This window comes from Stagnihabitans lacustris (assembly GCF_025950525.1).
In the GTDB taxonomy this organism is placed as follows: domain Bacteria; phylum Pseudomonadota; class Alphaproteobacteria; order Rhodobacterales; family Rhodobacteraceae; genus Stagnihabitans.
Window position 1 is genome coordinate 183,432 of sequence record NZ_JAPDGS010000002.1, and the last position, 24,536, is coordinate 207,967.

General features: G+C 65.1%; 23 protein-coding genes and 1 tRNA gene. 10 read left to right on the forward strand and 14 right to left on the reverse strand.

Translation table 11 applies throughout. The features are described from left to right. Nucleotides 1–246: 246 nt before the first annotated feature. Entirely contained in the window at nucleotides 247–1,200 is a 954-nt protein-coding gene (locus NX862_RS05465; RefSeq protein ID WP_264492873.1) for a LysR substrate-binding domain-containing protein, read from the reverse strand. Nucleotides 1,201–1,295: 95 nt separating this feature from the next. Between NX862_RS05465 and NX862_RS05470 the strand changes: the two genes are divergently transcribed. Genes NX862_RS05470 through NX862_RS05485 form a run of 4 tightly spaced genes read left to right on the forward strand, consistent with a single transcriptional unit; the run spans nucleotide 1,296 to nucleotide 4,194 of the window. Then, nucleotides 1,296–2,327 carry an agmatine deiminase family protein gene (locus NX862_RS05470; RefSeq protein WP_264492874.1) on the forward strand — a complete coding sequence of 344 codons (1,032 nt, stop codon included), beginning with the start codon at nucleotides 1,296–1,298 and terminating at the stop codon, nucleotides 2,325–2,327. After that, nucleotides 2,324–2,638, forward strand: coding sequence for a helix-turn-helix domain-containing protein (locus NX862_RS05475; RefSeq protein ID WP_264492875.1), 315 nt, complete (start codon nucleotides 2,324–2,326; stop codon nucleotides 2,636–2,638). The genes NX862_RS05470 and NX862_RS05475 overlap by 4 nt, the downstream gene beginning before the upstream one ends. A 13-nt stretch (nucleotides 2,639–2,651) precedes the next feature. After that, the gene (locus tag NX862_RS05480; RefSeq protein ID WP_264492876.1) at nucleotides 2,652–3,746 is read left to right on the forward strand and encodes an agmatine deiminase family protein; all 1,095 of its coding nucleotides are present in this window, start codon (nucleotides 2,652–2,654) and stop codon (nucleotides 3,744–3,746) included. Continuing rightward, complete coding sequence (locus NX862_RS05485) at nucleotides 3,727–4,194, forward strand: hypothetical protein (RefSeq protein ID WP_264492877.1); 468 nt, start codon at nucleotides 3,727–3,729, stop codon at nucleotides 4,192–4,194. Before NX862_RS05480 ends, NX862_RS05485 begins: the two co-directional genes overlap by 20 nt. Before the next feature lie 26 nt (nucleotides 4,195–4,220). Here NX862_RS05485 and aguB read toward each other — a convergent pair whose 3' ends face one another. The 5 genes from aguB to NX862_RS05510 are packed head-to-tail and all read right to left on the reverse strand — an operon-like array spanning nucleotide 4,221 to nucleotide 8,833. Next, entirely contained in the window at nucleotides 4,221–5,087 is an 867-nt protein-coding gene (aguB, locus tag NX862_RS05490; protein WP_264492878.1) for an N-carbamoylputrescine amidase, read from the reverse strand. Between the two features lie 11 nt (nucleotides 5,088–5,098). Beyond that, nucleotides 5,099–6,109: an extracellular solute-binding protein gene (locus tag NX862_RS05495; protein WP_264492879.1), complete on the reverse strand. Its 1,011-nt coding sequence runs from the start codon at nucleotides 6,107–6,109 to the stop codon at nucleotides 5,099–5,101. Nucleotides 6,110–6,120: 11 nt separating this feature from the next. Continuing rightward, nucleotides 6,121–6,921, reverse strand: a complete 801-nt coding sequence (locus NX862_RS05500; RefSeq protein ID WP_264492880.1) for an ABC transporter permease — start codon at nucleotides 6,919–6,921, stop codon at nucleotides 6,121–6,123. Then, nucleotides 6,921–7,787 (reverse strand): ABC transporter permease, encoded by an 867-nt coding sequence (locus NX862_RS05505; protein WP_264492881.1) that lies wholly within the window; start codon nucleotides 7,785–7,787, stop codon nucleotides 6,921–6,923. Before NX862_RS05505 ends, NX862_RS05500 begins: the two co-directional genes overlap by 1 nt. Further along, nucleotides 7,784–8,833, reverse strand: a complete 1,050-nt coding sequence (locus NX862_RS05510) for an ABC transporter ATP-binding protein (protein ID WP_264492882.1) — start codon at nucleotides 8,831–8,833, stop codon at nucleotides 7,784–7,786. The genes NX862_RS05505 and NX862_RS05510 overlap by 4 nt, the downstream gene beginning before the upstream one ends. A gap of 334 nt (nucleotides 8,834–9,167) precedes the next feature. Here NX862_RS05510 and NX862_RS05515 point away from each other — a divergent pair, with 334 nt between their 5' ends. After that, nucleotides 9,168–9,293 carry a hypothetical protein gene (locus NX862_RS05515; protein ID WP_264492883.1) on the forward strand — a complete coding sequence of 42 codons (126 nt, stop codon included), beginning with the start codon at nucleotides 9,168–9,170 and terminating at the stop codon, nucleotides 9,291–9,293. 88 nt (nucleotides 9,294–9,381) lie between these two features. Here NX862_RS05515 and NX862_RS05520 read toward each other — a convergent pair whose 3' ends face one another. The 5 genes from NX862_RS05520 to NX862_RS05540 form a co-directional block, all read right to left on the reverse strand. Then, nucleotides 9,382–10,827, reverse strand: coding sequence for a thermonuclease family protein (locus tag NX862_RS05520; RefSeq protein ID WP_264492884.1), 1,446 nt, complete (start codon nucleotides 10,825–10,827; stop codon nucleotides 9,382–9,384). A gap of 10 nt (nucleotides 10,828–10,837) precedes the next feature. Then, nucleotides 10,838–11,971, reverse strand: a complete 1,134-nt coding sequence (locus tag NX862_RS05525; RefSeq protein ID WP_264492885.1) for a hypothetical protein — start codon at nucleotides 11,969–11,971, stop codon at nucleotides 10,838–10,840. Between the two features lies 1 nt (nucleotide 11,972). Then, nucleotides 11,973–12,791 (reverse strand): hypothetical protein, encoded by an 819-nt coding sequence (locus NX862_RS05530; protein WP_264492886.1) that lies wholly within the window; start codon nucleotides 12,789–12,791, stop codon nucleotides 11,973–11,975. Beyond that, nucleotides 12,791–14,200, reverse strand: coding sequence for a hypothetical protein (locus NX862_RS05535; protein WP_264492887.1), 1,410 nt, complete (start codon nucleotides 14,198–14,200; stop codon nucleotides 12,791–12,793). The genes NX862_RS05530 and NX862_RS05535 overlap by 1 nt, the downstream gene beginning before the upstream one ends. 220 nt (nucleotides 14,201–14,420) lie before the next feature. Next, a tRNA-Thr gene (locus NX862_RS05540) sits at nucleotides 14,421–14,496 on the reverse strand. 155 nt (nucleotides 14,497–14,651) lie between these two features. Here NX862_RS05540 and NX862_RS05545 point away from each other — a divergent pair. Both NX862_RS05545 and NX862_RS05550 read left to right on the forward strand, forming a co-directional pair. Continuing rightward, nucleotides 14,652–15,539 carry an NAD(P)-dependent oxidoreductase gene (locus NX862_RS05545; RefSeq protein ID WP_264492888.1) on the forward strand — a complete coding sequence of 296 codons (888 nt, stop codon included), beginning with the start codon at nucleotides 14,652–14,654 and terminating at the stop codon, nucleotides 15,537–15,539. Then, a complete protein-coding gene (locus NX862_RS05550; RefSeq protein WP_264492889.1) occupies nucleotides 15,536–16,312 on the forward strand; it encodes a hypothetical protein in 777 nt (258 codons plus the stop codon). Before NX862_RS05545 ends, NX862_RS05550 begins: the two co-directional genes overlap by 4 nt. On the opposite strand, the gene NX862_RS05555 is transcribed toward NX862_RS05550, so the two are convergent. The 3 genes from NX862_RS05555 to NX862_RS05565 are packed head-to-tail and all read right to left on the reverse strand — an operon-like array spanning nucleotide 16,290 to nucleotide 21,378. After that, nucleotides 16,290–19,328 (reverse strand): efflux RND transporter permease subunit, encoded by a 3,039-nt coding sequence (locus NX862_RS05555; protein WP_264492890.1) that lies wholly within the window; start codon nucleotides 19,326–19,328, stop codon nucleotides 16,290–16,292. The two genes, NX862_RS05550 and NX862_RS05555, sit on opposite strands and share 23 nt — an antisense overlap. Further along, complete coding sequence (locus NX862_RS05560) at nucleotides 19,325–20,335, reverse strand: efflux RND transporter periplasmic adaptor subunit (RefSeq protein ID WP_264492891.1); 1,011 nt, start codon at nucleotides 20,333–20,335, stop codon at nucleotides 19,325–19,327. Before NX862_RS05560 ends, NX862_RS05555 begins: the two co-directional genes overlap by 4 nt. Then, a complete protein-coding gene (locus NX862_RS05565) occupies nucleotides 20,332–21,378 on the reverse strand; it encodes an efflux RND transporter periplasmic adaptor subunit (protein ID WP_264492892.1) in 1,047 nt (348 codons plus the stop codon). Before NX862_RS05565 ends, NX862_RS05560 begins: the two co-directional genes overlap by 4 nt. A 156-nt stretch (nucleotides 21,379–21,534) precedes the next feature. Between NX862_RS05565 and NX862_RS05570 the strand changes: the two genes are divergently transcribed. From NX862_RS05570 to NX862_RS05580, 3 genes are read left to right on the forward strand one after another with little or no spacing between them, the layout of a single operon-like run. Next, the gene (locus NX862_RS05570; protein ID WP_264492893.1) at nucleotides 21,535–22,752 is read left to right on the forward strand and encodes a DUF4153 domain-containing protein; all 1,218 of its coding nucleotides are present in this window, start codon (nucleotides 21,535–21,537) and stop codon (nucleotides 22,750–22,752) included. Beyond that, nucleotides 22,733–23,404 carry a response regulator transcription factor gene (locus NX862_RS05575; protein WP_264492894.1) on the forward strand — a complete coding sequence of 224 codons (672 nt, stop codon included), beginning with the start codon at nucleotides 22,733–22,735 and terminating at the stop codon, nucleotides 23,402–23,404. The genes NX862_RS05570 and NX862_RS05575 overlap by 20 nt, the downstream gene beginning before the upstream one ends. Further along, complete coding sequence (locus NX862_RS05580; protein WP_264492895.1) at nucleotides 23,401–24,528, forward strand: sensor histidine kinase; 1,128 nt, start codon at nucleotides 23,401–23,403, stop codon at nucleotides 24,526–24,528. The genes NX862_RS05575 and NX862_RS05580 overlap by 4 nt, the downstream gene beginning before the upstream one ends. The last annotated feature ends 8 nt before the right edge of the window (nucleotides 24,529–24,536 follow it).

Genomic DNA, 24,536 nt, shown 5'->3' on the forward strand with positions numbered 1-24,536 from the left:
TCGCCGCAGCGGACTGACAGTCTTCTTGCGCCAAAGAGCGATGACATTGCCCGGATCGTCGCAAGGGGCGGAAAGCCGTCGGTGAACGAACCTTGGTGTCGCGAAAACGGACGCTTGAACGAGAGTGCGTGACGGCCGTCGATCCTTTTTTGGTGGCGATTTTTCCAAGACTGCAGTCAGGATTTGCGCTGTTGAGCGTGGAGCCCTGGCCGCGCCGCATCATGACAGATGAGATAGCACATCAGCCTATTTGATCGGTGTCTCTGAATTCATAGCGGTCAAACGGTCGCCCTGCTGTGTTGGCTGCCCGTCTGGATCGCTCCTCAATCGCAGCCAATCCCAAAGGGCCTGGACGGGCGGTCGCGTGAAGTTGCGGGTCCAGCAGGACATGTAAAGCGGCACGGTCTTTGTCAAAGCGGACTGGCAGACCTGCACCAGGTGGCCGCCCCTCAGGGCCCGGTCCGCCTCGCGCGCTGTTGCCAGACAAATGCCAAGGCCAAGCTCCGCCGCTTGCAGCATCTGGCCCGTGTCCGAGAAGTTATAGCCCCGCGAGAACTCGGCCCGGGCAGAGCCAGCGGCCGTGAACCACGATTGCCAGTCGTTCAGCGTCTCGTCATGCAACAGCGGCGCGGCATCAAGCCTTTGACGGTCCGGCACATCCGGCAGACCGGCCGCAAGCGCGGGCGCACACAGAGGGATCAGCGCATCCTCGGCCAAAAGCAGCGACTGCGCCCCTGCAGCGGGCCAAGGCCGCGGTCCAAGAACGATGTCGATCTCGGCCTCTTCGGGCACCTCCGTTTGGTCCGAGGTATGGACCCAAGGGTCGATCCAGGGGTGGGTGTCGCGCAGTTGTGTCAACAGGGGTAGGAACCAGCCCGAAGCCAAGGCGGCAGGCATCATCACGATAACCGATCCCGGCTTGGAATAGGCATTCAGGCGGCGGACGCCGTGGCGCAGCTCCTCCAGCGCGGATTGCGCGGTGATCAGGAAATCGCGCCCGGCATCGACCAGCTCGATCCGCCGCCCGATGCGGCGAAACAACGGCTGGCCCAGGTGATCTTCCAGCACCCGCACCTGATGGCTTATGGCCGATTGGGTGATGTTCAACTCTTCCGCCGCGCGGGAAAAGCTTTGCAGCCGGGCGGCGGCCTCGAACCCGATCAGCGTCGAGAGGGGGGGCAGGCTGCGATAGGTGCTCATGAGTGATTTCTATTGAATAGATCAGAATTTGGCGTTTTGACCAGTGTAATGCTCATCCTATCCTTGGGTCCAGACCCTTTTGCCCCGAGGATTCCATGACCCGCCAAGACCCGGCACAGCACGCCAGCCCGAAATCGCTTGGATTTCACATGCCCGCCGAATACGCCCCCCACAAGCGCACCTGGATGATGTGGCCCACCCGCGCCGAGGTCTGGCCGGACATGGCGGCCACCAAGCGCGACTATGCCCTGGTGGCGCAGGCGATTGCCGAATTCGAGCCGCTGTGCATGGCGGTCCGCCCCGAGGACGCCACTGAGGCGCGGGCGATGTTGGGCGCGGGCATTGACCTGTTCGAGGTGCCGCTGGATGACAGTTGGGCCCGCGACGCCGGGCCGAATTTCGTGGTGGACGCCATGGGCAACAAGGCCGCCAGCCTGTTCACCTTTTCCGCCTGGGGGCACAAATATGCTCCGTTTGACAAGGACGCAGCCTTTGGCGCGGCGGTGGCCTCGCGTGAGGGTCTGCGCGCCTTCAAATCGCCGCTCTTGGCCGAAGGCGGCGGCGTGACGGTCGACGGGCAAGGCACGATCATCACCACCGACACCTGTTTTCTGAACCCCAACCGCAACCCGACCTGGACGCGGGAACAGGTGACGCAGGAGCTTCTGGAAACCCTTGGCGGGGAAAAGGTGATCTGGCTGCCCGGCAATGCCGATGAGACGGAAACCGACGGCCATGTCGATGGCATCGCGGTCTTTGTGGCCCCCGGCGTGGTGCTGATCGAAGGCGCCGATGATCCGACCGATCCCTGGCGTCACATCAAGCAGGCCAACATCGACGCCCTGCGCGGCCAGACCGATGCACAGGGCCGCGAGATCCGCATGGTGATGATCCCCGAGGCCGAGGAAAGCTGCATCATCGGCGAGAAATTCTGCCGGTCCTACGTCAACTGCTATTTCGTCAACGGCGGGGTCATCATGCCCGAATACGGCACGCCCAACGACGCCATCGCCCGCGATATCTTTCAGGCGCTGTTCCCGTCCTATCGCATCCGCGGCGTGCATATCCCCAACATCTGCCTGGGCGGCGGCGGCATCCACTGCATCACCCAGCAGGAGCCCGCATGACCGCCCTGCCCCCCCATGCCTTCACGGCGCATGGCATGGGTCTGCATGTCATGGCCGCCATGGCGCATTTCGGCACCTCGCGGCTGTCAGAGCGCGAGGCCGAGGTGGCGCAGTTGATCCTACAGGGCCATTCCTCCAAGGTCATCGCGCGGATGCTGGGCAACAGCCCGGAAACCGTGAAAGTGTTTCGCAAGCGCATCCATACCAAGCTGGGGCTTGCCACCTCGGCAGAGCTGTTTTCGCTCTTTCTTGCGGCGCTCTGTGCAGCGCCCCATGGTTCCACCGACGACCCGTTGATCCACCTGAACTGAGGCCTTGTTCATGATGACCCGCCGTTCCCTGATGCGTTCTGCCGCCGCTGCTGGTGGCCTGTCCCTTTTGCCGCGCGGGACCTTTGCGGCGGGTGCCGGGGCGCAGGGCTTTTGGTATCCCGAGGAAACCGACCCGCATGAACGCACCTTCATGCAATGGCCGGTGAACCCCGCCGTGCATGATGACCCGGATTTTCTGTATGATCTGCAAGGCACCATCGCCGATATCGCCAGCACGATTGCCGAGTTCGAACCCGTCGTGATGCTGGCCGCGGCCAAGTATCACAAGGCGATCAGGAAACTGGTCTCCGGTCAGGTGGAGCTGTGGGACATCCCCACCGATGACCTGTGGGCGCGCGACTCTGGGCCTTCGTTTGTTGTCGATGGCAAAGGCGGGCTGGCGGTGACGCAGTTCAACTTCAACGGCTGGGGGGCCAAGCAGGTGCATGGCAACGACGGCCAGATTGCCGCGCGGGTGGCCGAAAAGCTGGGCTTGGCCGTCTTCGATGTGGGTCTTGTCGGCGAGGCGGGCGGGGTGGAAACCGACGGACATGGCACGTTGATCGCGCACGAAAGTTCATGGGTAAACCCCAACCGCAACAAAGGCAGCAAGCCGCAGGTCGAGGCGATGCTTCTGGACACGATGGGGGCGCGGAAAATGATCTGGGCGCCGGGCATCAAGGGCGCTGACATCACCGACTACCACATCGACGCCTTGGCGCGGTTCGTAAAGCCGGGCCAAGTGCTGATCCAGATGGGAGAGGAGGTTGACCCCGACGACCCCTGGTCGGTGTCCGCCTTTGAAACCCGTGACATTCTGTCCAACGCGACCGACGCCGAGGGGCGCAAGTTGGACCTCGTCACCCTGCCCGAACCCTATGACATCCGGGTGGACAGCCCGGATTTTGTGGCGTCTTACGTCAACTACTACGTCTGCAATGGTGCGGTGATCGCGGCAGAGTTTGGGGACGAGGCCGCCGATGCCGAGGCCGCCGCCATCCTGGCCGACCTTTACCCCGGCCGCGAAATCGTGATGCTGAACATTGACGCGGTGGGCGAAGTGGGGGGCGGCATCCACTGTGCCACCCATGAACAACCCAAGGTGTAACGTGCTGAACTGGCTGACACGACATTCCGAGGCGCTGGAGGGGCTGGGCGGCCTTGCCACCGCCTTTGCCACCGTCACCGCGCTGATCGTGATCCCCTACCAGATCGCCCAGTCCGACCGCATCCAGCGTGACCAGACCGCCCGCGAGATTTACCGCGAGTTTCTGAACCTGACCGTGCAGAAACCGGAATTGGCCAATGCCGACTACTGCGCGTTGACAGACCCCAAGGAACAGACCGCCTATGCGGCCTATGTCGAATACCTGCTTTATACGTCTGAACAGATGATCGACACCTCGCCCGACTGGCGCGCGCCGATGGCCAGCTATCTGGAAGATCACATGGCCTATCTGTGCAGCGAAGGGGTCTGGGACGCGCAATCCCCCGATATCAAGGACCTGGTGGCCGAACTGGCGCTGACTTGTGAGGCGGAACAGGCCTGCAAATAGGGGCGGCCTGCACCGCCCCCTTTGCTTTATGCCGCGTCGTGGCGGCTGATCAGCCCATAGGTTTCCGGCCGCCGATCCCGCCAGGTGCCCCAGCTTTGGCGGTAGGCGCGGGTGGCCTCAAGGTCGATCCGGGCGATCAGATAGGTCTCGTCCACCTTGTTCGCCTCGGCCAACATCGCGCCTGTGTGATCGGCGATGAAGGACGATCCGTAGAACGTCATCTCCAGGTTCGGCCCTTTCTCCAGCCCTACCCGGTTTGACGCCACAACCGGCACCATATTGGCCGCCGCATGGCCCTGCATGGTGCGCTGCCAGTGGCCCGAGCTGTCAATCTCGGGGTAGCCGGGTTCGGTGCCGATGGCCGTCGGGAACAACATCACCTCGGCCCCCAGGATCGCCAGCGACCGCGCGGTTTCAGGAAACCATTGGTCCCAGCAGATGCCGCAGCCGACCTTGGCAAAGCGGGTGTCAAAGACCTTGAAGCCGGTGTTGCCGGGGGTGAAGTAGTATTTCTCCTCATATCCCGTCGCATGGGGGATATGGGTCTTGCGGTAGTTGCCCATCACCGTGCCGTCGGCGTCGATCATGGCCAGCGAATTGAAGAACGTGTTCCCCGCCGCCTCATAGTAGCTGATCGGCAGCACCACCCCCAACCGCTTGGCCAGGGCCGCGAAATGCTGGACCGCGCGGTCAGCCTCCAGCGGTTTGGCATAGCGCTGAAAGCCATAGTCTTTTTCGATGCAGAAATAGGGCGTCTGGAACAGTTCCTGCAACAGGATGATCTGCGCGCCGTCCTCTGCCGCCGCCGTCACCTGTTCCTCGGCCTTGTGGATGTTGTCGTCCAGATCCCAGGAACAGGCCATCTGCGTGGCGGCCAATGTCACGATTGCCATTTGAACTCTCCTCAGTTCATCAGTTTGGTCCAGACCTTGTCGATCAGGGCCGTAGCCTCGGGCGAGCAGGTCGGGATGAATTCGGGCGCGGGCGCATCCGCCGGCGGGTTGATTTCGGGGGCAGCGGCCAAGGCCGGTTCGATGAACGCCTCGGAGCCCTTGATGCCGTTGGAATAGCGCGCGTAGTTGGTGATCATCGCGGCGTTTTCCGGAGCCATGACAAAGTTGACCCAGGCTTTTGCGTTGTCGAGGTGCGGCGCGCCCTTGGGCACGGCGACATTGTCCATCCAGCCGGTGTAACCCTCACGCGGATAAACATAGGCGATGGTGGGCTTTTCATCCCGCGCCCGCATCGCGTAGCCGTTCCAGCTCATCGACACGACGGCCTCGCCGGACACCATCAGCTCTTTGGTCTCGCTATCGTAGGATTTCACCCATGCCTTCTGGGTCTCCAGCAACTCCAGCACCCGCTTCATCTCGTCTGGGTTCTCAGAGCACCGCGGGATGCCCAGATAGCGTTCGGCCATGTTGATCACGTCATTCATGTCGCGCAGCATGTTGATGCGGCCCTTGACGTCATCAGCGGGGGCGAACAGCACGGACAGCGAGGACGTATCCCCTTTGACCACGGCCGTATCCACGGCAAACGCGGTCGAGCCCCAGGCCCAGGGGGCGGAGTATTCGCGTTTCGGGTCCCAATAGACCTCGCGCCACTTGTCATCGACATTCACGTAATTCGGCATCGCGAAGACGTCGATCTTTTCAACCATGTCCTCGGCGATCAGCACCTGCATCGTGGCATCGCCCGGCACGATGATGTCATAGCCCGCACCGCCAGCGCGCAGCTTGGCGATCATCGTCTCCATGCTGTCATAGCTGTCGATATGGACCTTGACGCCGAACTCGGCCTCGAATTTCGCCACCAGATCGGGCGGCGTGTATTCGCCCCAGGTGTAGATGAACAGATCCCCTTCGGCGAAGGCCGGGGCGGCTGTCAAAAGCAGGATGGCAAGGGCGCGCATAGGGAGTCCTTTCAGGTTTGCTTGCGAGCGATCAGGCCCGAGATGATGACGACAAGGGCAGAGGCCGCGACCATCAGCGACGACACCGCATTGACCTCGGGCGTGATGCCAAGGCGCAGCATCGAATAGATGTGGACGGGCAAGGTGGTGGAACCGGGGCCGGACAACATCGACGAGATGATGAAGTCGTCGAGCGAGACGATAAAGGCCAAGAGCCAGCCCGAGATCAGACCGGGGGCCAAAAGCGGCAGGGTGATCAGGGTGAACCGGCGCCAGGGCCGGGCGTAAAGGTCGGCTGCTGCGGATTCCAGCGCGGGGTCCATCGAGGTCAGCCGCGCGGTGATCGGAAGGTAGGCGAAGGGGATGCAAAAGGTGGTATGGGCAATGACCAGCGACCCAAAGCCAAGACCCAAGCCCACAGAGGAAAAGAAGATAAGGCTGGCGATGGCGGTCACGATTTCCGGCACCATCAGCGGAAAGTTCAACACCGCATAGGCGGCGGCGCGGCGGCGCACCTTCATCCGCACCATCGCCAAGGCTGCGGCGGTGGCCATGACTGTGGCCACACTGGCGGCGATCACGGCCAGAAGGACCGAATTCAGCGCCGCCCCGGCAATCTCCTCATTGGCAAAGACGGCCTGATACCATTGCCACGACAGCCCATCCAAACGGCTGATCGACCGACCGGAGTTGAAGGAATACAGCACCAGAAACAGGATCGGCGCATAAAGAAACGCCACCGCAAGGGTTGCCGTCAGGCCAAAGCCCGGCAGGTTGCGGATATCCTTTGACCTTGTGTCAAACAGCGCCATCACGCGTCCTCCCGTGCGGCACGGCGGGCGATGATGAACAAGGCGATCAGCGTGACGGCCATCAGGATGGTGGAAAGGGCGGCCCCAAAGGGCCAGTTGCGGCTGCCCTGAAACTGCATCCCGATCAGGTTGCCCAGCATCAGCGTCTTGCCACCGCCAAGGATGTCGGGTGCAAGGTAGCTGCCGATGCCCGGGATAAAGACCAGAAGCCCGCCCGCAATCAGACCCGGCCGCAAGATCGGCAGGACGACCTCAAAGAAGGCCTGACGGCGGTTCGCGTGCAGGTCATAGGCGGCCTCCAGCAGCGAAAAGTCGAACCGCTCGATCGCGGCATACAGCGGCAGGATCATGAAGGGCAGGAAGGACGACACCAGCCCCAAGCCGATGGCGAAGTTGTTATAGGCCAAGGGCAACGGCCCGTCAGTCAGGCCGATGGCGTGCAAGGCGCGGTTGATCGGGCCTTCATCCCGCAGGATCAGCAAAAGCGCGATGGTCCGCACAAGCAGGTTCACCCAATAGGGCACCGTCACCAACATCAGCCACAGCGACTTTTGCCCCGCAGGCCTGGTGGCGATGAACCATGCCGTAGGCAGGCCGATGAACAGGCACAGAAGGGTGGCCACCCCTGCTTGCAGCACCGACCGGCCAAGGATTTGCAGGTAATCGGTGTTGAAGGTCAGCGTGTCATCGAAAATGTCGCGCTCGAACAGCAGCCGGATATAGGCCTCGGATGACGGCTCCCAGATCACCCCGCCATATTGTGCCGGGGTCAGCACGGAATACAGCGTGGTGATGGCGATGGGCAGCGCCATGAAGATCAGGATGGTGCCCAGCGACGGGGCCAGCAAAAGGCGGTGCAGCTTCATGACGCCAGCACCCGGATTGCGCCGGGTTCCGCCCGCAGACAGACGGAATCACCGGGGGCGAAATCCTGCGCCCCGCGCAAACCGCCGCGTGGCAGGGTGACGTGCAGGGGCACCGATGCGCCCTCCAGCCGGAACGACAGCTCGTTGCCCATATAGATGCGCTCCGTCACCCGAAGCGGCCCCAGATCGCCCGGTTGCTGCAGGCCCGCGGGCAGGATCGCCAACCGCTCTGGCCGGATCGCCAATGTCACCTCGGCCCCCAAGTCCCCCTTGGCCGGAACCACGCCCAGCCCCTCGGACATCGCGCCCCCTGCGCCAATCCGCGCCGGGATCAGGTTCGCCCCGCCGATGAAATCGGCCACAAAGCGGTTGGCCGGGGCCTCGTAAATCTCCTCCGGCTTTCCCAACTGCTGCACACGCCCGCCCTGCATCACGGCGATGCGGTCTGACATCGCCAAAGCCTCGTCCTGATCGTGGGTGACAAAGACAAAGGTGATGCCGGTTTCGCGCTGCAGCGCCTTCAGTTCGGACCGCATCCGCTGGCGCAACTTGGCATCCAGAGCGGACAAAGGTTCGTCCAGCAGCAGGATCTTCGGTCCCGGAGCCAAGGCACGCGCCAAGGCCACCCGCTGCTTTTGCCCGCCCGAAAGCTGATCCGGCCGGCGATGCTCCATCCCCTCCAGCCCCACCAAAGCGACCATACGGGCGACGGTGGCTGCAATCTCGGCCTTGGGTCGCCCCAACATGCGCAGCGCAAATCCCACATTCTGTGCCACCGTCAGATGCGGGAACAGGGCATAGGTCTGAAACACCGTATTGACCGGACGATCCTCGGGCGGAAGACCCGCAACGTTGCGCCCGAAAATCGCAATCTCTCCCACGGTCGGCTGGTCGAACCCGCCAATCAGGCGCAGAAGCGTGGTCTTGCCACAGCCGGACGGCCCCAGCAGGGTGAAGAACTCATTGGACCGGATCGTCAGATCAATGCGGTCAAGCGCCCTGTGCGCCGACACCCCTTTGCCATAGGTGCGGCCAAGCCCGGTCAATCGGCATGCGTCTTCCTGATCCTGCAAATCCTGATCTCCACGAGCTGATGCCTTGGTCTTGGACGATGACCACAAGGCCCGGACCTGTCTTGTCACCATGAAGGGGTATGTCCTGCCGCGATGGCGTTGGAATGGGATCAGCCTGGCTGCGCACAGATTTCAAACCCAACGCCTGCATTTGAGGCCGGCGCCAAGGATACGTCGCCACGTAGCCCCCGAACCGTCGTAAGTATTCGCCGAAGCCGTTGTCCGGCTATTCATGAATAACGACAGCGCCGCGGTCGAGACGGTCGAGGTCGAAAAGGAGCGGCTGGACGAGACCGACGCTTAGATCGTGACCGCGCGCATCGCCAACGATCGGGCCGACATGCTGCGCGCGCTCGTGCGGGCCAATACCGAGGGCGACATCCGCTCGGCGCTTCTGATGCGAGACCAGATCAAGCCGAGCCGATATCGGTGAACGCATCCCGTCACGGAAACCCTGAAAGCAGGTGCAACATCCCGACGTATGACCTTGCTCCCGGCCGGGGGTTTTCTTTGGTGGGGCCCTACTTTGCCTTGCGATAGTCCCAAGGCATGTCGAAGGAGGTGTTCCACAGCCCCGCATGCGCCAGCTCCGCGGCGGTGCCTTCTGGGACATATGCCTTGGAATATTCCTCGAAGGGCACGGCCAGGCCTTGCACCACCATGGCCTTGCCGATGTCGATGCCACTTACCGTGCAGGTCGCCACAGGGCGGCGGTAGAGGTCAACCGTATCGGCCTTGCACGAGACCTCTTTCCCGCCGATCGCCTGCTCCAACCCCCGACGTGCAACTTCTCCGCAGTCGAAGGACTGGCCCGTCGCGTTGATGCAGGGTTGGCCTCGTTCGGGGGCGTCTATGCCGGAGATACGATAGCGCGTGCCCTTGATCTCGATGGTATCGCCGTCGATCACGCGTGCCGGACCCTCGGCCTCCATCACAACTGCAGTTTCGCCGACGTCCTGGCCGATGTCATCAATCAGGCCTTGCTGGTTCACGTTCACGCTGAACATCACCCGGCGCGAGGCTTCGTGGTTTTCGGAGCCATCGGGGTTCATGATCAGCCGGGCTGAGGAATAGCCGATGGCCGCGAGCCTTGCGCTGGCCCAGTCGCGCGCCTGGGGATCGCTGACCCCGCCGAGGCAGGCGTTCAAGGCGCTCTTGGCGCGCCGCTGCGAGAGGTCGAGGTTATAGAGGTAAGCCCCATTCGCATCCTGCCCTGGGCGTCCCTCGCTGGAGGCATGGCCCTCGATCTTCAGGTCCGAAAGGTCCAGCCCCGAGGCCCGCAGAGCGCCGACCCAAGACCCGCAGAAGTCGCGCAGGAAGGAGGTGTCGCGGATCCGGTCCTGACCCACGTCGAACAGCACCTGTTGCGGCAGGGTGATTGTCCCCATCCCGTCAATCGAGCCCCCGGCCGCGCGGATCTGGTCGCCCAGCGCTGCGTTTAGCCTGTCGACCATCTTGTTCTGGGCATCCGCATTGGCCGCAAGACGCCCGGCCACCCGCTCGGCCGTCGTATCGCCTCCCTTGACGGCAGACAGCGCGGCCCGAAGCGCCACCTCGTCAGTCACCTCAACTGCGTCTGCCAAGCTGAGCCGTGTCTCGGGGTCCAGCTTGACCGTGGCTTCCACCAATCGCTGGAAGTCCTCTTCCCGCATGAAGCGGGCATAGTCCTTCAGGTCCTGCGCGACCTTGGGGTCACTGGCATCTACGCCAGCCTTCCGCAATTCCGCCGCCAAGGCGAAGGTCCCATCCGACAGGCCTGCGATGATGGCGGCTTTCTCGTCAGGCGTCATCTCGGCGATGGCATCGGCGGCAATCAGGCTGCGCTTTTCGGTGTCGATCTGCCACCAGGTGAAGAGGAGGAGCAGGCAGAAGGACAAGAGGATGAAGGCCTCGGCCACCGTGAGCCCCATGACCGCGCCACGCTTGTAGCTGCGATCAAAGCCACGTCCGCCGTCGGTCTGTGCCATCATGCCCTCCTCAGGCGGGTTTCTCTTCGGTCAGCTTCGCAGAGGCGGCCTCGACTTGGGCCGTAGCCGAGGCCAGCCGATTGGTCAGAGTGCTCAGCGTCACCTCGGTCTTGATCATCGAAGCACGGTTTGCCTCGTCGAAGGCCTGCAATCCGGTGTCCAGCCGCCGTGTCGTGTCCGACAGCGACTGATCCAGCCTGACCGCCGCTTGGGTAAACGACCGCGACAGGGCGGCACCCGAGCTTTCGACCTCCTCCGCCACGCTGCGGATGCGGCGTGAGAGTTGCCCCACGAGGTCGGTCATCTGGTTTGTCTGCTGGTGCAGCGCCGCGTTGGCCTGCTCGTTCACGCCCCGCGCCGTGGCCTGGGTCGCGGAAAGCCCGCGCATCGTATGCGCCAGCTCTTCAAACGAGGTGCCCATCTGCCGCAGGGCTCCTTCTGACGAGCCCTGAACTGACGAGCGGATGGCCTCGACGGCCGCCGTGGTCTGTTCGCGGACGGTCTTCTGCAGCTCTTGATAGAAAAGTCCTGACATGGCGCCCAACGAGGATTTCACTCCTTCGACAAGCCTGTCTGTCGTATCTGCAAATCGCTGCTCGCGTTCAGCCGCATGCTGCATGCTTTCGACGCCGAAAAGCTTCATCTGCTGCAAAGCTTGAATCATCTCGGTGCGCAGGCGTCGGGCAGCCTCGTCGATCTCGACCCGGGTTTCGCGTTCGCGTGAGACGATATCCAGGCGGAACTGCATCATCAGAACGCGGATGAAGACGCCCACGATGGTCGAGACCAGCGCCACGCCAAAGCCCGAGATGACCTCGGGGATCAGTTTGGCGCGATCCTCGGCCCCGGCCTCGATGACGAAGTAAAGCGTCACGGAAAGGCTGGTCAGGGTGAAGAGAAAGCCGAGGTAATAGGCGTTGTCGCCGATCACCTCGGGCTCCAGCCGCAGGGCGGTGGACGTATAGGCCATGACGGCATAGGCCGTCAGGATCGCGGCCGAATAACCCGCCGTGATGAAGGGATGGACGCCCAGGACCTTGAGCGCGATGCCGCCGCCGACCCCCGCGACAAAGGCCAGAAGCAGCACGATCTTGTCCCAGCTTTCCCGGGCGCCGACGTCATGGATCTTTTGCGGCCTGCGCATATCACAGATCCCCGAGAGAGCGGAGCTTGGGCAGGTTGGCGCCCTGCAGCTCGAAATAGCGGATCCAGAAGTCCTCAACCGCCTTGGGGTCCTTCAGCGTTGCGACCTCGCGGGGGACGGCGAAAATCGTGACATCGACCCGGTCCAGCGTCCGGCCCAGCCGGGCAAAGGCAGGGGAGGCCTGGAAGCTTTGCCAATCCTCGCCGCGGTAAAAGCTCATCGCATCGCTGTTCTGCAACAGGTCCGAGACAAGAATCAACTTACGTGGCCCCGCATAGGTCAGGAAGCCCGGCGTGTCCGCGACCAGTGCTTGCAGGCTCTCCATAATCGGCGAGGTCTTGGCACCCGAGGCCGAGATCATCCGGTCAAGATTAACTTGCAGTGGGTCTTGGAAGCGTTCCTGGAAGCGTTTCTGCACCAGGGTGACGTTCTGGGTCAGGCTGCTGACATCCTTGACCGAGGCGGGTTTGCAGAGCGGATCGGTCGCGCCCCAAAGCGCCTGATCCTCGCTGACCACACCCATTGTGAACTGGGTTCCCACGGCCGCCCCGGCGAATTCGCCCTCCAGATATTGCCGCAGCTGTGCAGTTTGCGCCGGCGCCATCGGGTCGGTCAGGTCGAATAGGATCGCGGTCTCGGCCACCGGTCCTGACAGCGGGCAAAGTGCTGCGTCGACAGCCATAGTCGAGGCGGTGCGGCTCATCCACCAACCAGCGCCGCCGAGCAGCCCCAGGGCGACCACGGCACCCAAGGCATAGGGCAGGGGGCTGCCGCCCTTGCTGCGGCGGCTGCGGAAATTGGATGGACGGCGGCGGGCCATCAGGAAGACCTCCCCGTCTCTTCGGCGGCTTGGACGACGCGGGCAACGTCGAAGGCTTTGCGGGCCTCTTCGAACTGCTGGAAGATGTCGCGCACGGCCCCTTCGACGGTGGCAGTCACCTTGGCAGCCTCAGCCTCGGCGGTGTCGCGGCGCGAAGTCTCGATGGCCTGCAGCTTGAAGGGTGGGAACTTGAAGGCCTTGTCGAAGGACTTCGGCGCAGGCTCGGTGCGAGCCGAGCGATTGGCGTCGCGATAGGTCGCCAAAAGATGGGCGACCTTGACGTCGCATTGCTCCATGAAGGTCTGCAGATGCGCGCCGAGCGTGCTTTGACCGAATAGGGTGTCGATGGCCTCGCCGATGCCCTGGCGGACTTGCTCGTTGGCGTCCTGCAGGTCAGCAATCGCCCCGTCCCGCGTCTTGGCCAGGTCGTCCAGCGCAAGGTCCAACTCTGAGACATAGTGATCGCGGGCAACCTTCACCGCGCGCTCGACCCTTCCATAGCCCGGATGCGGGTCATCGGTATGCCAGCCCTTGCGGAAGGCGAGCGTCGAGATGATCACCCCAATCACCGCCAGCAGCCAGGACTCGATCGAGGCCAATTCCACGGGATGCGCGATCAATGCAGGAACCGCCTGCCCCGCCGCCTGTCGCCACAGCACGCCCGCCTCTAGCCCGTCGCGGAAATGCGCGACACCGAGGTTCATCGTGACCGCAAAGCCCATCCAGGCGAAGACGAACAACAGCCCGCCGAACTTCAGAAACCAGTTCCGGCGGTTGATATAGCGCGCCATGTAACCCAAGAGCGCCGAGCCGCCGACATTCACGACCGAGACGATGGCGGCCGCCAGGAGCCCGCCCAAAAGCCCGAATTCGTTGCCCTGCGAAAAAAGGTAAGAGTTCATCCCGGCCTCGAGCACGATGAGGATGATGGCGAGAGAAAAGACCTTGACCCAGCCCTCGAACTCCTTTGCGGGGCGCTCCAGCCGGTTGATCGCCCGGTAGCGGCCGCGCCATTTGAACGTGTCGGTCAGCCGCTCACGTGGGCCTTCAATGGCAGATTGCCAGACCTGCACCTGCCGCCCGAACTCGCCCTTGGCTGTTCCCGCTGCGACCTCCACCTCCTTTGTGGCCGAGCCCGCCCGAGCGAGACGCTCGTTATAGACCCGGCGATTGGTCTCGAAATTCTCGATCCCCTTGCGGCGGAGCTCCTCGATACGTTCGATGATCCCGGTCTCGATATGGTCGAAGTCCTTGGCATCGGCGGGCGGCTGGTTCTCACGGCCACGGGACGAGCCCTGCTCGGCAAGCTTCAGGTCCTTGGCGATCTTCTCGGAATCGATGCTTGGGAAGATGGCAGAGGTCGGGATGAAATCGTCGGACCGGAACACCGACTTCAAACGGTCAAACATGCTGCCTCGCGAGAAAGTATTTACAACATGTTAACGGCACTTTGGTGGGATGGCCATTGATAGATGCATGTCCAGTGCTGCAAGGCGATCCGTCTTCCCTAAACGCATTTTGGACCGATTGTCCTTCACTGACCAACGCGCCGACAGAAGGGGAAAAATAGGGGGATAGGATAAGAAAAAGCCGCGCAACCTGTTGAGATTGCGCGGCTATTGTGGCGACTGGTGCCGGAGAAGGGACTCGAACCCCCGACCCCATCATTACGAATGACGTGCTCTACCAGCTGAGCTACACCGGCCCTGTCGCCCTGCCAGGCCAAGGCCCGCAGGTTGCGATCCGATTAGCAGTCCCGCGCCGGGGTTTCAAGGGCATAAATCCGACAACCCGCCCGATCTGCGGCGGGGCTTGCCATCACGCCGTCGCAAGGCCACGCTGGGCCAAAGGGAGACCAAGATGGAACGTATCGGATTTCTGGGCCTCGGCCTCATGGGTCATGGCATGGCGCATAACCTGGTCACAAAGGGCTGGCCGCTGACGGTGGCCGCGCATCGCAGCCGGACCGCGGTCGAGGACCTGGTGGGCAAGGGTGCGGTCGAGGGCTCCATCGCGCAGGTCGCGGGCTGTGACATCGTGGTGCTGTGTGTGACGGGCTCGCCGCAGGTGGAAAGCCTGGTGCGGCAGATGGCGCCGCATCTGCGCGAGGGGGCCGTGGTGGTCGATTGCTCGACCTCGGACCCGGTTTCGACGGCGACCTTGGCGGCAGAGCTGGCGACGCGGGGCGTGACTTTGGTCGACGCACCGCTGTCGCGCACGCCGAAGGAGGCCTGGGCCGGGACGCTGGACGTGATGGTCGGCGCCAGTGACGCGGTTTTTGCCCGGGTTCAACCGGTGCTTTCGGCCTTTGCCGGCAAGATTGTTCATATCGGCGGGCCGGGCGATGGGCACCGGATGAAACTTCTGAACAATTTCCTGTCCTTGGGCTATGCCGCGCTTTACTCTGAAGCCCTGGTTCTGGCGCAGAAGGTGGGGATTTCTCCGCCGCGCTTTGATCAGGTGATCCGCGGCGGGCGGATGGATTGCGGGTTTTACCAGACCTTCATGGGTTACATGATCGAAGGCAACCGCGAGGCGCACAAGTTCACCTTGTCCAATGCTGCCAAGGATTTGCGCTATCTGGAGGCGATGGCCGACGCGGCGGGGGTCGCCAATCCGGTCGGCAACGCGGTCAAGAATTCCTTCGTGGCGGCGCTTGCGACCGGGGGCGCGGGCGATGCCGATTACGTGCCGCATCTGCCCCTGTTCGTCGGCCGCGCCAATGGGCTGGACATGGAGCCGAAATGACCGAGGAGATCCGGGCGCTGTCTATCGAGGCGCTTTCGGACGCCTTGCAGACCGGCGCGCTGACGGTGGCCAAGGTGCTGCAGGCCTGGGACGCCCAGGCCGACGCCCAAGCGGCCCAAAAGCGGCTGACGGGCGATGCGCCCTTTCTGTGCGGTATTCCCTTTCAGGGCAGCGGGTTGGTCGCCGAAAACCTGACCCGCGCGGGGGCGATGGCCACGGACGGCCCTGCGCCCTTCGAGGTGATCGCAGATTGGGACGGGACCGCCCTGCAAGCGCCCCTGACCTTTCGGCCGAGTTTCGGGCTTTTGCCCCGTCACCCGGGGGAGGGGGCGTTTCGCGCCCTGTCAGAAGTGCCGGCGGTCCGCGCTCCAAAGCCACGCGACCTGCGCCGCATCCTGCAGCCTGCCAGCCTCCGGCGGTGGGAGGACCCCGATCAGGTGCCCTTGCCCGTGGCCGCGCAACCGGCCGCGCGCGTGATCGGTGCGGCCCTGCCCTTTACGCTCAGGGGCTATGATGTCACGGAATTCGTCCCGCCTTGGCCCGACTTCGGCCAGGCCTGGGCCGCCGAGGCACCGGAGGCGCTGGCCTTGCGACCAAGGGCGCGGGCCGACTGGGCCGTGGCGCTGCACGCCTGCCCCCTTGTCGCTCTGCCGCCAGATATGGCGGGGCTGGTGGCCGCGCTTGGCCTGCCCGCCGCACGGGTGGGCGGCGTGATCCTGGCCGCGCGCTGGTTCGCCGATGACCTGGTGCTTACGGCTGCGGCTCTGGCTTGACCCGATAGACCGCGCAATACAGCGCCGGGGCGAACAGCAGCGTGATCAGCGTGCCCGCGATGATCCCCCCCATCATCGCATAGGCCATCGGCCCCCAAAACACCTGGCGCGAGATCGGGATCAGCGCCAATGAGGCCGCCGCCGCCGTCAACAGGATCGGCCGCGCCCGGCTGTCCGAGGCGCCAAGCACCGCCTGCCAGCGTGAGGCGCCCTCCTGGATCAGAACCTCGATTTCGTTGACCAGGATGATCGAATTCCGGATCAGGATGCCGATCAGCGCCAGCACCCCAAGGATCGCCACAAAGCCCAGGGGCGCGCCCGAGGGCAAAAGTGCGGCGACCACCCCGATCAGCCCCAAAGGCGCCACGGCCAGCACGATGAACATCAGCCGGAAGCTTTGCACCTGTGCCATGACCAGCGACAGCATGACCAACAGCATGACCGGCACGACCGCGACGATGGGGGCCTGGCTTTCGCCAGAGCTTTCCACCGCGCCGCCCGTCACCACCGTGTAACCAGCGGGCAGGGTGGCGACGAATTCCTTCACCTTGGGCCCTAGCGCGGTGACGATGGTCGCAGGCTGGGCCGAGGTCGCAATCGCGGCCTTGACCGTGATCGTGGGCATCCGGTCTCGGGTCTGGATCTGCGGCTGTTCGGTCGTCCATTCGATCGTGGCAAAGCTTTGCAACGGGATCGCCACGCCCGAGGCATTGCCAAGCTGCAGGCTTTGCAACCCGGTCAGCGACCCGCGGTCATCCTCGGCCCCGCGTGCCACCACGTCGATCAGGACGCGGCCGTCGCGCAGTTCCGTCACAGTGGCGCCATCGTAAAGCGTATACAGCGCCTGGGCCACATCGGTCTGGGTCAGGCCCAATTGGCGCAACTTGTCCTGATCCAGCACGACGCGGGCGACGCGGGCAGGCTCGGACCAATCCAGACTGACCGCCTTCAGCCGCGTGTCCCCGGCCACCACCGCCGCAAGGTCGCGGGCATGGTCGCGCAGGACCTGCGGGTCGGGCCCCTGGATGCGGAACTGCACGGGCTTGCCCACCGGCGGCCCAAGCTCCAGATATTTCGCGAAGACCTCGACGCCGGTCAGGGTCCGGGCATGGGCCTCGACCTTGGCCTTCAGCGCATCGCGCGCGGCCAGATCGGCGGTCATCACCACGATTTGCCCCATATGCGGCCCGGGGGCCGGCACGTCCAAGGCCAGCACGAACCGCGGGGCCGACCGGCCGACATAGGTCGTCCAATATTGCGCCTCGTCCTGACGGGCCAGGAAATCATCCAGCCCCGCCATGACCGCATCCGTCCCGGCAAAGGCCGCGTTCTGGCGCAGGGTCACATCCAGGATCAGTTCCGGCCGGTCCGAGGTCGGGAAAAACTGCTGCTCCACAAAGCGCATCGCATAGACCGACACGCCGAACAGCAGCACCGTCGCCCCGATGGTCAGCCATTTCGCCCGCATCACCGCCGTCAGCACGCGGCGAAAGCCCTGCCGCATCCGGCCGACCTTGGCCTGATGATGCGCCATCCGGGCGGGCAAAAGCGAGGCCCCCAGCAGGGGCGCAAACAGCACCGCCACGACCCAACTGACCACCAGCGAAATCGCGATGACGTAAAACAACGAGATCGTATACTCCCCCGCCTTCGACGCATTGAACCCGATGGGGATAAAGCCCGCGACCGTCACCAAGGTGCCCGACAGCATGGGAAAGGCGATTGAGGTCCAGGCATAGCTGGCAGCCTTTTTGATGTCGTCCCCCGCCTCCAGCCGCGCGATCATGGTTTCGATGGCGATCATCGCGTCATCGACCAACAGCCCCAGCGCGATGATCAGCGCCCCCAGCGAGATGCGCTGCAGCGTGATCCCCATCAGCTCCATCACGACAAAGGTGATGGCCAGCACCAAGGGGATGGTCAGCGTGACGACCAACCCCGCCCGCATGCCCAACGACACGAAACTGACCGCCAGCACGATCACCACCGCCTCGATCAAGGCGCGCAAAAAGTGGCTGACCGAGTCTTCGACGACCTTGGGCTGATCCGAGACCTTGTGCATCTCGATCCCGACCGGCAGGCGGGCCGCGACCCCTTCCATCAACGATTCAAGCTGGGCGCCAAAGTCCAGGATATTGCCGCCCGCCCTCATGCCCACGATCAGCGCGATGGCCGGGGCGCCGTTGAAACGGATCACCGAAGAGGGCGGGTCGACATAGCCCGACGTGACCTCGGCCACATCGGACAGGGCGAAATAGGTGTCGCCCACACGCAAATTCGTATCCGCCACCGCGTCAACCGAGGTGAATTGCCCCGTGACCCGGACCAGGATCTGTTCCGCCCCGGTGCGCACCATGCCCGAGGGCACGATGGCGTTTTGCGCGGCCAAAGAGGTCAGCACCGCCGCCTGATCCAGCCCCAAAGCTGCCAGTTTGCGGCTGGAAAACTCGATATGGACGACCTGATCCTGGGTGCCGATCAGATCCACCTTGCCGGCATCCTCCAGCCGCAGGATGTCCGAGCGGATCGCCTCTACCCGGTCCTCGACCTCACGCGGGGTGAAGCCGTCCGAGGTAAAAGCATAGATATTGCCATACACATCGCCGAAATCGTCGTTAAAGCCAAAGCCAGCGAATTCGGCGGGCATCTCGGGGCGGATGTCGCTCATCATCTGGCGGACGCGGGTCCAGGTGGCGGGAACCTGCGCGGCCGGCGTGTCGTCGCGCAGGTCGACATAGACCAGAGTCAGGCCCGGATAGGTGACGGACCGCGTGTGCAAGAGGCTGCCCAGCTCTTGCAATTTCTTCTCGATCCGGTCGGTGACTTGGGTCGCGGTTTCCTCGGCCGTGGCGCCGGGAAGAGAGGCCTGGACGATCATCGTCTTGATCGTGAAGGCCGGGTCTTCCTCGCGCCCCAGCCGTGTATAGGAAATCGCCCCGGCCAGGACCGACACCAGGATCAGATACCAGACAAGGGACCGGTGGCGCAAAGCCCAATCCGACAGGTTGAACTTCATTCCCGTGCTCCCAATTCCTGACCTTGGGTCAAAGAGTTGACGCCCCTGACCACGACTTCCTGGCCCGCGGTCAGGCCCTGGGCGATGACCACGCGGTCGCCCAGGGGGGCGCCGACCGTGACCGGTGTTTTCTGCGCGTGGCGACGGGCATCCACGACCCAGACCGCGCCATCCGCGATGGCCGAGTCGGGAAGCGTGATGACCGGGGCGCCGCCCTCGGCCAGTTCGGCCCGCACCAGGGCGCCGATGCGCCACAGGTCGGGCGCCTCGGGCAGGGTGACGCGCACCCGACGCGACCGGGTCGCGGTTTCAGCCACGGGTTCGATCAGCCGCAGGTGGCCGGTCAGGGGCGCGGCATCGGTGACACGCGAAAACAGGGTAAAGGGGCTGCCGGTGTCCACCAGCGACAGATAGTCGGCGGGCAGGTCAAGCACCGCCTCGCGCCCGGTGCCAAGCGCCAGGGTCACGACCGCGGTTCCCGGCGCCACGACCGTCCCGGGCTTGACCGCGATGGACAGGACGACGCCGTCTTCGGGCGCGGTCAGGGCGCCGAACCCCAGCGCATCCAGCGCGCGGCGCAGGTTTGCCGCCGCCGCCTCCGCCCCCGCCGCCGAGGTGTCACGCCCCTGCCGCGCCGCATCCAGCCCCTGAACCGAGGCGACGCCCCGCGCGTTCAGCTCTGTCACCCGGGCGAAGTTGGCGGCCGCAAGCTCTGCCGCCGCCTGGGCCGAGGACAGGGCGGCCCGGGCCGTCGTCACATCCTCGTCCAGTGTCACCTGATCCAGCGTCGCCAAAAGCTGACCCTTGGTCACGCGGTCGCCCACCGCCAGGCCCAGTTGCGCCACGCGGCCCGCGGTCTGAAAGGCCAGCGCGCTTTGGTGTTCGGCCTCGATCACGCCGGTAAAGCTGCGGGCGCGCAGGGCGTCGGCCGAAACGATCTCTGTCACCACGGGGCGCACTTCGGCATGGACGGGCAGGGCAAGCATCAGAAGAACAAGGTATTTCATGGCGCAACCTCTATCACGCGACCGGGGTAAAGGCTTTGCGACCCCGCCCCCACCACCAGATCCCCTGGCGCAAGCCCCGCCGACACCAGGACCTCGTCGGCGCCATAAGAGGCCACGGTGACAGGCGCCAACGCGACCGCCATCGTCGCCGGATCAACGCGCCAGACCGCAGGCCCCTGGGCCGTCGCGGTCAGCGCCTGCCAGGGCAGATGGATCACCGGCGGCTTGATGATGCGCACATGACCCAGGACCGGCGTCCCCAACAGCGGCTGATCCTGCGGCGGGTCCTGAACCTCGGCCTTGACGCGGACGGTCCCGGTCGCCGCATCGACCACCGGAGACACTTCGGTCAGCCGCGCCTTCAGCGTCAGCGTCCCTTCGATCACCGCAAGGTCGATGGTCTGGCCGACAAAGGTCCCGGCGTCCACGCTGTCGGGCGCGTGAAACACCGCCACCCGCCGCGCATCGGCGGCAAGCGTCACAACGGTCTGACCGGCGCCGGTCACTTGGCCCTCTTCGGCGGTGCGGCCCGTCACGATCACATCGGCCGGCGCACGCAAGACCGTGTCGTCGACCGCCCGCAGCGCCTTGGCAACCTGGGCCGCGGCCTGATCCCGGGCCGCGCGCGCCGCGGTCAACTGCTGTTCGGCGGCGTCCAGATCGGCGCGCGTCGCCACCCCGCCCGCCAACTGCGCCGCAACCCTTGCTTGCACGCTTTGCGCCTGGGTCAAGGCCGCCTCGGCACCCAGGGCCTGCGCCGCCGCCGCCTCATGGGCGGCCTCGGCCTGGGTCGGATCGACACGGGCAATCTCGTCGCCCTTGGCCAGGTGGTCGCCCACCTGCACCGCGACCGACACGATCCGCCCGCCATCGCGAAACCCGGCCGAGATCGTGTCCGGCGCCTCGACCGTGCCGGCCAGGCGGTAATCCAGCACCTCGGGCGTCACGGCGACCGTCACGACCTGCACGGGCAAGGGCACATCGGCGCGGGCCGCCGGACCAAGGGCAAGGCTGGCAAGAACCATGGGCAGGACAGAGCGCATCGCACACACCTTGGGTTGTTTCCCTTCTGGTTAGGAGCCCAAAGCCCCCTTGGCAAGCGCGACGTGACTGCACGGTTTCTGCAATCTTGCACATCCGCTTCTGCACGGCAGACCTTGCAGTCTGGGCGCAGTCTCCACCTGAAAAAGGAAGCGCCGATGACCGCCACACCACCCGGGGGCCTTGCCCTCCTGATCCTTGTCCTCCTCGGAGATTTTCTGCTTTGGGACCTGTCGCCGGGGATCGCTCTGGTGCTTTTCGCCGCTGCCGTGCTGGCCGTGTCGGGGGCGCGGCATTGGGGCTGGTTCGCGGTGGGCGCCTTGCCCGCGATCGACCTGGTGCAGCCGCTGTCGGTGGGCTTTTTGCTGGCCGGGATGGTGCTGGCCAAGGTCGGGCCACGGGGCGCGCTGGGGTTTCTGCGCCACCTGCCGCGGGTCAGACCGGGCTGGCGGGTGCAGTTGGGGCCGGGGCTTTGGCGCAACTGGGCCTTTCCGCTGGGCGGCAGTCTGGTGCTCGTCTCGCTTTTGGGGCAGGCCAATCCGCTGATCGCCCGGGCCCTGACGCCTGACCTGGGTGATCTGCCCTTGCGGCTGGCCTTCTGGGCGGGGCTCGCCTTGGCGGTCCTGCCCTTCCTGGCCGCCCCGCCGCCCGAGTGGCACCCGAGGGCCCCAAACCTGCCAGGCCTGGGGCTGAACGCGGGTTCGGTCCTGCGGGCGCTGGTGCTGTTCAACCTCGCCCTGGGCGCACAGATGGCTTTCGACCTTCAGGTCGTCCTGTCCGGTCCGCCGCCCGGGATAAGCCTGGCGACCTTTGCCCATCGCGGTGCCTATCCCCTGTTGGCCACCGCGCTTCTGGCCGGAGCCTTCGCCCTGGCCGCCCGGCCCTTCCTGAACGAAAACAACCTGATCCGGCCGCTTTTGATCCTTTGGCTGGTGCAGAACATCGCCCTGACCGGCTCGGCGGCGCTGCGGTTGCAGAGCTATGTTCAGGCCTGGGGGCTCAGCTATCTGCGGGTCCATGCGGCGATCTGGATGGGGTTGGTGGCGCTGGGCCTGGCGCTGTGCTTGTGGCAGGTGCTGCGGGGGCATCCCAACGGCTGGATGTTGCGGCGGACGGCGGCGCTGGGGCTGGGGACGCTCTATGTCTGCGGTTTCGTGAATTTCGCGGGGGTGATCGCGGCTGAAAACCTGTCGCGCCCCGATCCGGATCTCTACTACATCTGCGGCCTTGGCCCGATGGCCGCCGCCGCCTTTGCCGTTCATGGCTGGAGCGACGCTTGCAGCGCCCCGCCGCGCATCGACCACTGGCAGGAATGGGGCTTCCGCGGCTGGTCGGTCGCCCATAGAGTTGCGGCCCATGAAGATCCTGCTCGTTGATGATGACCCCCGTTTGCGCGACCTCGTCCGCCTGGCGCTGGAACGCGCGGGCCATGCCGTGATCCTGGCCGCCGACGGCCGCACGGCCCTGACCCATGCCACCCGCGAGGCGCCCGACCTGGTCATCCTGGACATTGGCCTGCCCGAGATGGACGGGCTGGAGACCTGCCGGCGGCTGCGTGCGGGTTCCGATGTGCCGATCCTGTTCCTGACGGCGCGGGACGACGAGATCGACCGGGTTCTGGGCTTCGAGATGGGGGCGGATGACTATGTGACCAAACCCTTTTCTCCACGAGAGCTGGTGGCGCGGGTCCGTGCGATCCTGAAGCGGACGGCTGGGCCGGTGGCGCCCCAGCTGCGACAGGGCGCGTTGGCGCTGGACCTCAAGGCGCGGATCTGCCGGGTCGCGGGGGCGGAGGTCGCCCTGACCGCCACCGAATTCGCGCTTCTGGCCGCGCTGATGTCCGAGCCCGCGCGGCTGATGTCGCGGGCGGCCCTGGTCGTGGCGCTGTGGGGGCCGGGGTCGCAGGTCGCCGACCGGACGCTGGACAGCCACCTGCGCAACCTGCGCCGCAAGCTGGCCGAGGCCGGGCTTCCCGCCGCGGTCGAGACGGTCCATGCCCAAGGCATGCGGCTGGGGCCTTGCGGATGAGGCGCTGGCGCCCCTCTCTTGCGCTGGTGCTTGGCGGGGCTTTGGGCGGGACGCTTGCCCTGTCCTTTGCCGGTCTGGTGGCGCTGCGGTATCTGGGGCCGGTCACGGGGTTCAAGCTGGCCGCGGCGGGTCTGGGCCTGGGGATTGCGCTGGCAACCCTGGTGTTGGGCTGGCTTTTGCTGCGGCTTTTGCTGCGTCCGATCAAGGCCTTGGGTCGTTACGCCGAGGATATGGACCAACCCCCCGCCCATTTCGGCACCCGCGAAATTCACGCCACAGCCCGCCGCGTCATCGCCATGGCCGAACGCCTGCGCGACCGCGAAGCGACGATCCGCAGCTTTACCGACCATGTCACGCATGAGATCAAGTCGCCGGTCTCCGCGATCCGCGCCGCGGCCGAGATGCTGGCCGAGGACGTCACCGAGGCCGACCGCCCCCTGGTCGCCGCGATCGAGGGCGCGGCCCGGCAGATCGAAACGCAGCTTGCCGCCCTCGGCGCCGCGGCCCGCGCGCGTGAGGTCTTGTGGCAGGGACAGGCGACGCTTGCCGAGGTTTTGGGGCCCGAGGTGATGGGGGTTCTGGTGATGGGGGTTCTGGACTTGCCGCCCAAGGGCCCGGAACCCTCTGGCAGTCTTTTGGGCCGACCCGACAGGCCGGTCCTCGGCGCGGGTTCGCGGCCGGACAAAAAGGCACAGCGGGGCCTTCCGGCCCATCAGGGCACCTCCGTCCCCGCGGCTATACCCTCCATCCTCGACGGCATTGCTCCCGGCCTGCGCGTCACGCTTTCCGGGGCCGATATCGCCTTGCCTCTGGCTGCCGAGGGGCTGCGGATTGTCCTGACGCAGCTTTTCCGCAACGCCCATGAGGCCGGGGCGCGGCATGTCCATCTGGCGGCCGGGCCCGGCTGGCTGCAGGTGGCCGATGACGGGCCGGGGATATCTGCGGGCAACGCGGCGCGGGTGTTCGACCCGTTCTTCACCACAAGACGCGAGGGCGGCGGCACGGGCATGGGCCTTTCCGTGGTGCGCAACCTGCTGGCGGCGCATGGGGCCGCCATCACGCTGGAGAAGCCCCAGGCGCCACCCGCGCCCGGCGGCGCGGTCTTTTGCATCCGCTTCGGCTAGGGGCCGAT